General features: G+C 42.6%; 10 protein-coding genes, 1 tRNA gene and 1 pseudogene. 11 read left to right on the forward strand and 1 reads right to left on the reverse strand.

Translation table 11 applies throughout. The features are described 5' to 3' along the window. Positions 1-67: 67 nt before the first annotated feature. From ADM50_RS03230 to ADM50_RS03265, 8 genes and pseudogenes are all read left to right on the forward strand, one after another. Positions 68-151, forward strand: a tRNA-Leu gene (locus ADM50_RS03230). Positions 152-334: 183 nt separating this feature from the next. Next, the gene (locus tag ADM50_RS03235; RefSeq protein ID WP_049478717.1) at positions 335-1612 is read left to right on the forward strand and encodes a glutamate-cysteine ligase family protein; all 1278 of its coding nucleotides are present in this window, start codon (positions 335-337) and stop codon (positions 1610-1612) included. Between the two features lie 75 nt (positions 1613-1687). Then, on the forward strand, positions 1688-3172 hold the full coding sequence (gene thrC / locus ADM50_RS03240; RefSeq protein ID WP_049484509.1) for a threonine synthase: 1485 nt from the start codon (positions 1688-1690) through the stop codon (positions 3170-3172). A 60-nt stretch (positions 3173-3232) separates the two neighbouring features. Further along, on the forward strand, positions 3233-4513 hold the full coding sequence (locus ADM50_RS03245) for an MATE family efflux transporter (RefSeq protein ID WP_049484510.1): 1281 nt from the start codon (positions 3233-3235) through the stop codon (positions 4511-4513). 3 nt (positions 4514-4516) lie between these two features. Next, positions 4517-5173 (forward strand): HAD family hydrolase, encoded by a 657-nt coding sequence (locus tag ADM50_RS03250; RefSeq protein WP_049484511.1) that lies wholly within the window; start codon positions 4517-4519, stop codon positions 5171-5173. Between the two features lie 129 nt (positions 5174-5302). Continuing rightward, positions 5303-6514 carry a LysM peptidoglycan-binding domain-containing protein gene (locus ADM50_RS03255; RefSeq protein ID WP_049484512.1) on the forward strand — a complete coding sequence of 404 codons (1212 nt, stop codon included), beginning with the start codon at positions 5303-5305 and terminating at the stop codon, positions 6512-6514. Positions 6515-6710: 196 nt separating this feature from the next. Next, positions 6711-7136, forward strand: coding sequence for a MarR family winged helix-turn-helix transcriptional regulator (locus tag ADM50_RS03260; RefSeq protein ID WP_049484513.1), 426 nt, complete (start codon positions 6711-6713; stop codon positions 7134-7136). A 10-nt stretch (positions 7137-7146) separates the two neighbouring features. Then, positions 7147-7506, forward strand: a pseudogene (locus ADM50_RS03265) (DUF1304 domain-containing protein); the annotation flags it as partial. 43 nt (positions 7507-7549) lie between these two features. Here the strand turns inward: ADM50_RS03265 and ADM50_RS03270 are convergent. Further along, positions 7550-8407: a DUF975 family protein gene (locus ADM50_RS03270; protein WP_049484514.1), complete on the reverse strand. Its 858-nt coding sequence runs from the start codon at positions 8405-8407 to the stop codon at positions 7550-7552. A gap of 116 nt (positions 8408-8523) precedes the next feature. Here ADM50_RS03270 and tgt point away from each other — a divergent pair, with 116 nt between their 5' ends. From tgt to nagA, 3 genes are all read left to right on the forward strand, one after another. Continuing rightward, entirely contained in the window at positions 8524-9666 is a 1143-nt protein-coding gene (tgt, locus tag ADM50_RS03275) for a tRNA guanosine(34) transglycosylase Tgt (RefSeq protein ID WP_001285237.1), read from the forward strand. Between the two features lie 133 nt (positions 9667-9799). Then, positions 9800-11617 (forward strand): acyltransferase family protein, encoded by a 1818-nt coding sequence (locus tag ADM50_RS03280; protein WP_049484515.1) that lies wholly within the window; start codon positions 9800-9802, stop codon positions 11615-11617. Positions 11618-11757: 140 nt separating this feature from the next. Continuing rightward, complete coding sequence (gene nagA, locus ADM50_RS03285) at positions 11758-12909, forward strand: N-acetylglucosamine-6-phosphate deacetylase (RefSeq protein ID WP_001134442.1); 1152 nt, start codon at positions 11758-11760, stop codon at positions 12907-12909. Positions 12910-13065: the final 156 nt, after the last annotated feature.

Raw genomic sequence — 13065 nt, forward strand, 5'->3', positions numbered from 1 at the left:
GCGGTAAGGCAAGGGACTTTGACTCCCTCATGCGTTGGTTCGAATCCAGCTACCCCAGTTACTATTTGCCGGCGTGGCGGAATTGGCAGACGCGCTGGACTCAAAATCCAGTGTCCGCAAGGACGTGCCGGTTCGACCCCGGCCGCCGGTATAGTAATAAAGACAAGGTTTTCGGACCTTGTTTTTTGATTTGGTGAAGATTTTGATATTTTTCTTTAAGTACAGATAACTGATGAATCATCTTTTTCTTCTTATTCTAATCATTTTTAGTGTATTTTTGGTATAATATTACTTATTCACAATTTATTTTGATTATGAAAGAGTTTGGTGATTAATGTCTCGGTCTGTTGAATTACTAAAGAAACGTTACTTAAAGAATATAAAAGAGAACCCAGATTTATTTATTGGGATTGAGTTAGAATATCCTATTGTAAATTTAGAGGGTGAAGCTACAGATGGTGAAGTTGTTAAGGATCTCTTTCGGTATTTACCATCAGTATTGGGCTTCACTATCGAAAAAGTGGATGATTTTGGGAATCCAATTCAGTTGCTTGATCCAGTCAGCCAAGATACGATCTTGTTTGAGGTTGCTTATACGACGATTGAGTTTGCATTCGGAAAGGCCGAATCTATCCAAGAGGTAGAAGAACGCTTTAACTTCTATATGGCTACGATTCAGAATAAGTTGGGTGAAGCTAACCATGCTATTGTTGGCTGCGGCATTCATCCCAACTGGGATAAAAATGAGAATTGTCCAGTGGCTTATCCCCGCTATCAGATGTTGATGGATTATCTGAATTTGAGTAGAAATGTAACTAAATCAGATTTACATCATTTCCCTGAGTATGGTGCCTTTATCTGTGGAAGTCAGGTTCAACTGGACGTTTCAAAGTCCAACTACTTGCGGGTTATCAATGCTTTTACGCAAATTGAAGCTGCAAAAGCCTTTTTATTTGCCAATTCTGAGTTTTCAGGGGAAGATTGGGATACTAAGATTTCAAGGGATATTTTTTGGGAAGAATCCATGCACGGGATTTATCCTGAAAATGTAGGCGTCAATGCCAGACTCTTCAAAGATGAGAATGATTTTTTTGATTATCTAGATCATTCTGCGATTTTTACTGCGGAGCGTGGTGGGCAGACCTATTATTTTTATCCGATTCAGGCTAGGGACTATTTGGCTACACCTGAAATCCAAGCATTTACCCTTAATGGGGATGAGGTGTTAATTCATCCTCAGGAGGAGGATTTCCAAACTCATCGTAGTTACCAGTACCAAGACTTAACGACTCGAGGAACAGTTGAGTTTCGTAGTGTCTGTACGCAACCCTTGAATCGTACCTTTGCTGCGGCGGCTTTTCATTTGGGTTTGTTGCTCAATTTAGACAAGTTAGAAGCTTACTTGCAATCTGCACCATTTTTTACCACATTTGGTCGTGATTATAAGCTTTTAAGACGACAATTTTCTAAAAAACAACTCACAGATGAAGAAGAAGCTGCGGTTCTCGAGTTTTCTAAAGACTTACTCATCCTAGCTGAGGAAGGACTGGAGAAAAGAGATAAGCAAGAAATGGTTTATTTAGAGCCTTTGAAGAAAGAATTGGGATTATAATTTCTCTTATAAAGGGAGAATTTTCTGAAAAATCGTGATATAATGGAAGAGACTATAGATAAAGGATAGAGATTCATGACATTAGTTTATCAATCAACGCGTGATGCCAATAATACAGTAACTGCCAGCCAAGCTATTTTGCAAGGTTTGGCGACGGATGGTGGTCTGTTTACTCCGCTTACTTATCCAAAGGTGGATTTGGACTTTGACACATTAAAAGATGCTTCTTACCAAGAAGTGGCTAAATTAGTTTTATCAGCATTTTTAGATGACTTTACGGCTGAGGAGTTGGATTACTGTATCACCAATGCCTACGATAGTAAATTTGATACTCCAGCTATTGCCCCTTTGGTGAAACTAGATGGGCAATACAACTTGGAATTGTTCCATGGTTCAACGATTGCCTTTAAGGATATGGCCTTGTCCATCTTACCGTACTTTATGACGACAGCCGCTAAAAAGCATGGTTTGGAGAACAAAATCGTCATTTTGACAGCGACATCGGGTGATACTGGGAAAGCTGCTATGGCAGGGTTTGCGGATGTACCTGGGACTGAGATTATTGTCTTTTATCCAAAGGATGGTGTCAGCAAGGTTCAAGAGTTGCAAATGACTACTCAGACTGGCGACAACACTCATGTTATCGCTATCGATGGAAACTTTGATGATGCGCAAACAAATGTGAAACATATGTTTAACGATGTAGCTCTTCGTGAAAAGTTGGTTGTCAATAAACTGCAATTTTCATCAGCTAACTCTATGAATATTGGTCGCTTGGTTCCACAGGTTGTTTATTATGTCTATGCCTACGCTCAGTTGGTTAAGACTGGTGAGATTGTAGCTGGTGAAAAAGTTAACTTCACAGTACCAACTGGAAACTTTGGAAATATCTTGGCTGCCTTTTATGCCAAACAAATCGGTCTACCAGTTGGCAAATTGATCTGTGCTTCAAATGATAACAATGTCTTGACAGATTTCTTTAAAACACGTGTCTATGACAAGAAACGTGAGTTTAAGGTCACAACTAGCCCATCCATGGATATCTTAGTATCTTCAAACTTAGAGCGTTTGATTTTCCATCTTTTGGGGAATGATGCGGTTAAGACAGCTGAACTCATGAATGCCTTGAGTACACAAGGACAATATGAATTGACAGACTTTGATGCAGCGATTCTGGATCTCTTTGCAGCTGAATATGCGACTGAGGAAGAAACTGCGGCAGAAATTAAACATGTTTATCAAACAGATGGCTATATCGAGGATCCACATACGGCGGTTGCCTCAGCTGTTTATAGAAAATACCAAGCGGCTACTGGGGATGCGGCTAAGACAGTGATTGCTTCAACAGCTAGTCCCTACAAGTTCCCAGTGGTTGCAGTAGAAGCTGTAACAGGAAAAGCAGGCTTGACTGACTTTGAAGCCTTGGCTCAATTACATGACATTTCAGGAGTGGCAGTGCCGTCAGCAGTTGACGGGCTTGAGACAGCTCCTGTTCGTCACAAAACAACAGTGGCAGCTGCTGATATGCAAGCAGCGGTTGAGGCTTATCTAGGACTTTAAGACAGAGGAAGTAAACTCGGTTGGGAAACCAACTGAGTTTCTTTTCATCAGGAGGAAGGATTGTTTAAAAAAAATAAAGACATTCTTAATATTGCATTGCCAGTTATGGGTGAAAACTTTTTGCAGATGCTCATGGGGATGGTGGACAGCTACTTGGTCGCCCACTTGGGCTTGATCGCTATTTCGGGTGTTTCAGTAGCTGGCAATGTTATCACGATTTACCAGGCCATTTTCATCGCTTTGGGGGCTGCTATTTCCAGTGTTATTTCAAAAAGCATGGGTCAGAAAGACCAGTCCAAGCTAGCTTATCATGTGACTGAAGCGCTGAAGATTACCTTGCTACTGAGTTTGCTTTTAGGAGCCTTATCGCTCTTTGCTGGGAAAGAGATGATAGGACTCTTGGGAACTGAGCAGGAGGTGGCCGAGAGTGGTGGGCTCTACCTATCTTTGGTAGGTGGATCGATTGTTCTCTTGGGCTTGATGACCAGTCTAGGTGCCTTGATTCGTGCAACGCATAATCCGCGTCTACCCCTCTATGTGAGTCTTTTATCCAATGCCTTAAATATTCTTTTTTCAAGTCTAGCTATTTTTGTTCTTGATATGGGCATAGCTGGTGTTGCATGGGGGACTATTCTGTCTCGCTTGGTTGGTCTTGTGATTTTGTGGTCTCAATTAAAGCTGCCTTTTGAGAAACCGACTTTTGGACTGGATAAAGACTTACTGACCTTGGCTTTGCCAGCGGCAGGGGAACGTCTCATGATGCGGGCTGGAGACGTTGTCATCATTGCCTTGGTTGTTTCTTTTGGGACGGAGGCAGTAGCGGGGAATGCAGTTGGAGAAGTCTTGACCCAGTTTAACTATATGCCTGCCTTTGGCGTCGCTACGGCGACGGTCATGCAGGTAGCTCGAGCAGTTGGAGAGGATAACTGGGAAAGAGTAGATGATTTGAGCAAGCAAACCTTTTGGCTTTCTCTACTTCTCATGTTGCCCTTAACTCTCAGTATCTATGCCTTGGGGACACCATTGACTCATCTCTATACGACGGACCCTGTAGCGGTCGAAGCGAGCGTTTTGGTTGCACTGTTCTCTCTACTAGGAACTCCCATGGCGACAGGGACAGTTATATATACGGCAGTGTGGCAGGGATTGGGAAATGCTCGCCTCCCCTTTTATGCGACAAGTATTGGGATGTGGTGTATCCGTATAGGGACAGCCTATCTTATGGGTATTGTTCTTGGTTGGGGCTTGCCTGGTATTTGGGCAGGGACTCTCTTGGATAATGGTTTCCGTTGGTTATTTCTACGTTACCGTTACCAGCGTTATATGAGCTTGAAAGGATAGGAGATGCAAAAAATAGCCTTTATTTGGGATTTAGACGGGACTTTATTGGACTCTTACGAAGCGATTTTGTCAGGGATTGAGGAGACCTTTGCTCAATTTTCTATTCCTTATGATAAGGAAAAAGTGAGAGAGTTTATCCTCAGGTACTCTGTGCAGGATTTGCTGGAGCAGGTAGCAGAAGAGAGAAATCTGGATGCGGAAGTACTCAATCAGGTGCGTGCCCAGAGTCTGGCTGAGAAGAATACTCAGGTAGTTTTGATGCCAGGTGTGCGTGAAGTGCTAGCTTGGGCAGACCAAGCAGGGATTCAGCAGTTTGTCTATACTCATAAGGGGGACAATGCTTTTGCCATTCTCAGAGACTTGGGGTTGGAATCCTATTTCAAAGAGATTTTAACCAGTCAGAGTGGCTTTGCGCGCAAGCCCAGTCCAGAAGCGGCGACCTATCTGCTAGACAAGTATGAGTTGGATTCTGAGAACACCTACTATATAGGAGACCGAACTTTGGATGTGGAATTTGCCCAGAATAGTGGCCTTCAAAGCATCAACTTTTTAGAGTCTTCTTATGAAGGGAATCAGAGGATTCAAGCACTGGCAGATGTTCCTCATATTTTTGAGGATTGGGGACGAGAAGATTGTGTCAGTTTTGTGACAGAAACCTAACAAACTATTTCAAGTAATCGAGTTTGTTACAAGGAATAGACAGTTCTGTTAAATAGGCCCGAGAGGGCTTTTTTTCTGCTTTTTTTGTGTTATGATAGACAGGTACTCATTTGAAAGGAATATGAACGAATGAAGAAAAGAATTATTTTAGCCTCAACAGTAGCCTTGTCTCTTGCTCCCGCATTAGGAGCTAAAGCTCAAGAAATCTCTTGGACAGCACGTAGCGTTGAGCAAATCCAAAATGACGTGACGAAAAACGAAAACAAAAACAGCTATACAGTTCAGTATGGTGATACCCTGAGCACGATTGCAGAAGCTTTGGGAGTAGATGTGACGGTCCTTGCTAATTTGAATAAAATTACCAATATGGACTTGATTTTCCCAGATACTGTCCTCACTACAACTGTCAATGAGGAAGAAGAGGTAACGGAAGTTGAAATCCAAGCTCCTCAATCAGATGCTAGTGAAGAAGTGACGACTGCGACAGCTGATTTGACGACGAATCAAGTGACAGTTGATGAACAAACAGTTCAAGTAGAAGATCTTTCTCAACCAATTGAGGAAGCTCCAACTGCAACAGAGACTGAAAAACCAGCAGAAGTAGCGCCAAGTTCAGAAGTTTCTGAGACAGCGACAGTTGCTGAAGAGACACTATCTACAGAAACACCTGTAGCTGAAGAAACAGCTGAAACGACTCTAGCGGAAGCACCAGTAGCAGAAACAACTCGCCCAGTTGAAGAAGCTCCACAAGTGGCGATTCCAGCTACCGAAGAAACGGCAGCAACAACTCCAGCAGAAGCCCCAGTAGCAGCTGCTCCAGCAACTGAAACGCCTGCTGATACAACAGGAACAAGTGCAACAGAAGAAACAGCAGCATCAACAGCAACTTCTGACACTGCAACTTCGACTTATCAAGCAGAGCAAAGCCAAACTCCTTCAAGAACTTATTCAGCTCCAGCGGCTCCTGACTATGCAGGACTTGCTGTAGCTAAGTCTGAGAATGCAGGTCTTCAACCACAAACAGCAGCCTTTAAAGAAGAAGTAGCCAACTTGTTTGGGATTACATCCTTTAGTGGCTACCGTCCTGGTGACAGTGGGGACCATGGTAAAGGTTTGGCCATCGACTTCATGGTTCCAGTGAGTTCAGCACTCGGGGATCAAATTGCAGAATATGCAGTCAAAAATATGGCTAGCCGTGGTATCAACTACATCATCTGGAAACAACGTTTCTACGCTCCATATGATAGTAAATATGGACCAGCCTACACGTGGAATCCAATGCCAGACCGTGGCAGCGTAACCGAAAACCACTATGACCACGTTCACGTTTCAATGAACTAATCATTAAAATGGAAGTTGGGAACTGATTGAGTTCCCGCTTCTTTTTGTGTGTAAATTCTTCAGGATAAAAGGGATAAATATGAGGAAGTGAGTAATATTTCAAGAGAATGTAGGCATATTACTTGATTTATTTTTTGGATTACATTATACTTGATAAGTCAATCGTTGATAAATCAACTTTAAAGAGAGAAGATTTATGGTAGCAATCCATGATTTACTGTATCAACTACGATTAGCAGATCAGTCTATGACACAACTATTTGAACGCCAATTGGGAATTAGTCTGACTCGTTATCAAATCTTATGTTTCTTAATCAATCAGTCACCGTGTAATCAAATAGCAGTTCAGGATAGATTGAAGATTGATCAGGCTGCCTTGACAAGGCACTTTAAAATTCTGGAAAAGGAAGGTTTGGTTAATCGACGTCGGAATCCTGAAAACCAGAGGGAGGTTTTGGTGGAAGTGACAGACTTTGCGAGAGAACAACTAGTAACCAACTCTCCTCAACAACATATAAACGTAAAAAATCAGATGGAGAGTGTACTTACAAAAGGAGAGCGAGAAGAGTTCAGTCGCTTGTTAGAAAAGTTGATATCTGGCTTAGAAGAGATAAAAATTTAAGGAGAAGAATATGTCTATTTTTACAATTATTTTAGCAACTATCGTTGCTTTGGAGCATTTTTACATTTTTTATTTGGAAAGTGTGGCTACGCAATCAGATACTACTAGTCGAGTGTTTAATGTGGATAAGGAAGAACTGGCTCGTCCTTCAGTGAGTTCATTATTTAAAAATCAAGGAATTTATAATGCTTTGATAGGTGTGTTTCTCTTGTACGGGATTTATTTCTCACAAAGTTTGGAAATTGTGACCATCTTTGTTTTATTTGTGCTTGGTGCAGTGACCTACGGTTCTCTGACAGCAGACAAGAAGATTATTCTGAAGCAAGGTGGGCCTGCTATTTTGACTCTGCTGAGTATTTTGCTTTTTAAATTAGAAAACCAGCGTCCTGAACGATGCTGGTTTTTGTATGCTCTTATCCATTTCGACGTTTACGGGCTAGTAGGGCTCTGTAAAAGAAGATATGATTGTTCTGGATATAGGGAAGGATTGAAAAACTAGCAATTCCAAAAGTGAGCCAGTTGAGGAAGTACCAAGGGAGTAGTTGTAGGTCGAGGACAAAGCACTGGAATTTGTAACCCTTCATCAAGAAACGGCTGGTTTTCAGGATTTGACGGGGTTTAGCCTGTCCTAAATCTAGAGTATCGCAGAGGAGGAATTCTACCTGCGAGTAGGCATAATGTTGCGGAACGTAGAGGGTGTTCCCTACAATCATCAAGATGAGACTCGCGAAAAAGTAGAGGCCAAAGGTCAGAAGGAATTGCTCGGTTTCAACGGATGAGAGGTCTAATTTTGGAAATTCAGGATGTAGGGCGACAAATCTCCGAGCCAAGAGATTGCTATAAAAGAGAAAATAAATGCCTACTAAGTTTGGAATGCTCCATAAAAAGAGGTAGAAACGTTTGAGGAGCAGAGTTAGGAAGGTTTGCGAGAAGCGCTCTTCAGCAAAGAGGGCCAGGCTTGATTTTACTGAGAGTTCCGTATCAGGATCCTTGAGGAGTCGGAGTGTCGCAAAGGCAGCACCTACTAGAAAAATCGTGCTCATAAAAGAAACTACTAGCGGGAAGAGATAGGCTTGGAGAACTTGTGCCAGCATGCTGAAAAAGGATTGCTCTAAAACACTTTCTTGGAGACGAGCCAAGGGGTTGAGAAAGCCTGACAAGATAACCAGTATGCTAGGTAAGAGATAGACCAGAAAGAGGCGGGGATTTTCAGCCTGAAATTGCCTAGCCTGCAGACGAATAGTTTTTAAATCAATTTTTGGGTATTTCATTCTCTCATTATACCATAGTTCGTGACAGTTCCAGCTTTTTTTGATAAAATCATACAGTATGCCTTTGGGCGCAAAGTATGAACTGGGACTGTTTTTCCCAGCTTCGGAGGTAAAAAATGTCAGATTCACCAATCAAATACCGTTTGATTAAGAAAGAAAAACACACAGGAGCTCGTCTGGGAGAAATCATCACTCCGCACGGTACCTTCCCGACACCTATGTTTATGCCAGTTGGGACCCAAGCCACGGTCAAGACTCAATCACCAGAGGAGTTGAAGGAGATGGGTTCAGGGATTATCCTGTCAAACACCTATCACTTGTGGCTCCGTCCAGGAGACGAACTCATCGCACGCGCAGGCGGTCTCCACAAGTTCATGAACTGGGATCAGCCCATCTTGACGGATAGTGGTGGTTTTCAGGTTTATTCTCTAGCGGATAGTCGAAATATCACAGAAGAAGGAGTAACCTTTAAAAACCATCTCAATGGTTCCAAGATGTTCCTATCGCCAGAAAAGGCCATCTCTATCCAGAACAATCTGGGCTCAGACATCATGATGTCCTTTGACGAATGTCCTCAGTTTTACCAACCCTATGATTACGTTAAGAAATCAATCGAACGTACCAGCCGTTGGGCTGAGCGCGGGTTGAAGGCTCACCGTCGTCCGCATGACCAAGGTTTGTTTGGAATTGTGCAGGGGGCAGGATTTGAAGACCTTCGCCGTCAGTCAGCTCACGACCTTGTTAGCATGGACTTCCCTGGCTACTCTATCGGTGGTTTGGCAGTAGGAGAAACGCATGAAGAGATGAATGCCGTCTTGGATTTCACAACTCAACTGCTACCTGAAAACAAACCTCGCTATTTGATGGGTGTCGGAGCGCCAGATAGCTTGATTGATGGAGTTATTCGTGGCGTGGATATGTTTGACTGTGTCTTACCGACTCGTATCGCTCGTAACGGAACTTGTATGACCAGTCAAGGTCGTTTGGTTGTCAAAAATGCCCAATTCGCTGAAGACTTTACGCCACTGGATCCTGAGTGCGATTGCTACACATGTAAGAACTATACACGCGCTTATCTTCGCCACCTACTCAAGGCTGACGAAACCTTTGGTATCCGCTTGACTAGTTACCACAATCTCTACTTCTTACTCAATCTGATGAAGCAGGTCCGCCAAGCCATCATGGATGACAATCTCTTGGAATTCCGTGAGTATTTTGTAGAAAAATATGGCTACAACAAGTCAGGGCGCAATTTCTAAAGTGTAAAAATAGAATGCCAAAATCCTAAGTTTTCTCTTAGGATTTTTCCTATTTTTTTGATAGAATAGGGAGTATAATGGAATGGAAATTAGGTGGTGTTTTACTTCCTAATTTAATGGAGAATAGACTCGTATGCGTATTAAATGGTTTTCCTTGATTAGGATTACAGGTTTACTTTTGGTGCTTTTGTACCACTTCTTTCAAACGATCTTTCCTGGAGGTTTCTTTGGGGTAGATGTCTTTTTCACTTTTTCAGGATTTTTGATCACTTCCCTCCTTTTAGAAGAATTTGGGAAGGCACGCCAGATTGATTTGCTGAGCTTTTTTAAGAGACGGTTTTACCGCATCGTGCCACCTGTGGTGCTGATGGTTTTGGTGACCATGCCTTTTACTTTCTTGGTTCGTCAAGACTATGTTGCTGGAATTGGTGGCCAGATAGCTGGAGTTCTCGGTTTTATGACCAACTTCTACGAAATGTTAACAGGGGGAAGTTATGAATCCCAGTTCATTCCGCATCTCTTTGTTCACAACTGGAGTCTAGCTGTTGAGGTTCACTACTATATCCTTTGGGGCTTAGCGGTTTGGTTCTTATCGAAACGTTCAAAATCTAGTAGTCAATTGAGAGGGATGGTCTTTCTTCTTTCTGCTGGAGCTTTCATCATTAGCTTTTTCTCCATGTTTATTGGTAGTCTAATGGCGAGTTCCTATTCATCTGTCTACTTTTCAAGTTTGACCCATGTCTATCCCTTCTTTTTAGGAAGCAATTTGGCGACGGTTGTGGGGGTTCGTCAGACGAGCGATTTAGTCAAGCAGTTTGACCGGACATGGGATATTCGTCAGAATCTACTGGTATTTGCTGCTGGGCTTTTGGTGTTAGTGCTCTTGACCTTCTTTGTCAAGTTCACCTACCTGTTTGCGTACTTATTTGGCTTCTTGCTAGCAAGTTTAGCGGCAGTGACCATGATTTTTGCTGCGCGTGTCTTGCATGAGAAAACGCCTGAGATACAAGAACCTCGGATCATTACATTTTTAGCGGATACTAGCTACGCGGTTTATCTTTTCCACTGGCCTTTTTATATTATCTTTTCTCAGCTGATGAGTAATCTGCCTGCTGTTATTCTGACAATCATCTTTTCTTATTTCTTTGCTATCCTATCCTTCTATATTATTGAGCCGTTGATTGCCGGTAAATCCAATCCTTTAATACGGAAGATTAGTCGATTGCCTCATATTAAACCAATTAGTGCTGCTGGTGCTGGCATTCTTACCTTGATTACCTTGATTATCATAGTTGTGGCTCCTCAAGTTGGAGCTTTTGAGACAGACTTGATGGTCAATGGTTTCAAACAAGCCCAGACCAATATAGGACAAACAAAGACTCTTGCTGAACAAGCTGAACTGAGTCGTCTAGGAATTTCTGAGGGAACAAGCCTGATAGGAGATTCGGTAGCCTTGCGTGCCAATACAGCCTTACAAGAGGCACTCCCTGAAGCGAATATCAATGCCCAGGTTAGTCGAACGACCAAGCAAGCCAACGATATTATGCTCAATAACAGTCAGAACAAGGCGCTGCTAAAAACAGTTGTCATTGCAACGGGAGTCAATAATCCTGAAGGCTATAAGAATGATTTGGACAGCATCGTGAACAATCTACCGAAAGGACACCATCTGATACTGGTGACACCTTATGAGGGAGACAAGAGCAAGGACACTTATGCATCAGTGGAGCAGTATGCGGCTTATGCACGGGAATTAGCTGAAAAGAATCCTTACGTGAGCATCGCTGACTGGAATAAGGTTGCTAAGGAACACCCTGAAATCTGGGCAGGAACCGACCAAGTCCACTTTGGGAATGATAGCAACATGATTGAAGAAGGTGCTAAACTTTACGCAGAGACGATTGCAGCTGCTGTTAAGGCTGCTCAAGAACTGCCTGTGAAATCAAAATAAAATTAAAGAGTTGGAGAAATCCAGCTCTTTTAAAATATCTCTAGAAAATAGGTCTATACCATTTACAAATGAAAAAGAAAGGTTTATAATGTAATTGACATAATAAATTCTAGAATCAATCTATCAAGGAGGTTATCATTATGCCTAATTATATTAAAGCGGATCAGTTTTTCTACCCACACGGAGTTCGTCGTGGCGGTTACTTGGAACTTGTGGATGGCAAGTTCGGCAAACATGTAGAACAGATTCCTGAAGGAGCTGAGGTGATTGACTATACAGGTTATAGCATTGCCCCTGGGCTTGTGGATACCCATATTCATGGATTTGGTGGTGTGGATGTCATGGACAATAACATCGAAGGAACCCTTCATACCATGAGTGAAGGATTGCTTAGCACGGGTGTTACCAGCTTCTTGCCAACGACCTTGACTTCCTCTTACGAGCAGTTGCTCGCAGTAACTGAAAATATCGGTGCTCGTTATCAGGAAGCAAGTGGAGCGAAAATTCGTGGGATTTATTTTGAAGGGCCATATTTCACAGAGAAATACAAAGGAGCTCAAAACCCTGCCTATATGAAAGACCCTCGTATGGATGAGTTTCGTGCTTGGCAAAAAGCAGCTAATGGCTTGCTCAATAAAATTGCCCTTGCGCCAGAACGCGAAGGTGTAGAAGACTTTGTTCGTACGATTACAGGCGAAGGAGTGACTGTTGCTCTTGGGCACTCCAATGCGACTTTTGATGAAGCTAAAAAAGCAGTCGATGCTGGAGCAAGCGTTTGGGTACATGCCTACAACGGAATGCGTGGGTTGACTCACCGTGAGCTCGGTATGGTGGGAGCCATGTATGAGTTGCCACATACCTATGCAGAGTTGATCTGTGACGGTCACCATGTGGATCCAAAGGCCTGTGATATCTTGCTCAAACAAAAGGGAACTGAAAATATCGCCCTTATCACAGACTGTATGACAGCTGGTGGCTTGGAAGATGGAGATTACATGTTGGGAGAATTCCCGGTAGTAGTTGCCAATGGAACTGCTCGCCTCAAATCTACAGGCAATTTGGCAGGTTCTATCCTCAAACTCAAAGATGGTTTGAAGAATGTGGTCGAATGGGGAATTGCGAATCCGCATGAAGCAGTCATGATGGCCAGCCTCAACCCAGCAAAATCTGTTCACATCGATGATGTCTGTGGTCAAATCCGTGAAGGTTATGACGCTGACTTTATCGTACTAGATAAAGATTTGGAATTGGTAGCAACCTACCTAGATGGTGTGAAACGTTATCAAGCCTAAGAAGATAAAAAATAGGGGTCAATAAAGGACTCCTATTTTTATTATCAGATGAAAATAACAGGCTTCTTAAAGAAGTTTCTAATGGGGGAAACAAGCAAAATCCTTTTCTTGTAATAAAAAATTAGATATAATATACGATACAAAGGAAGTAGTAAG

The organism is Streptococcus oralis (assembly GCF_001075675.1).
Lineage (GTDB): Bacteria > Bacillota > Bacilli > Lactobacillales > Streptococcaceae > Streptococcus > Streptococcus oralis_V.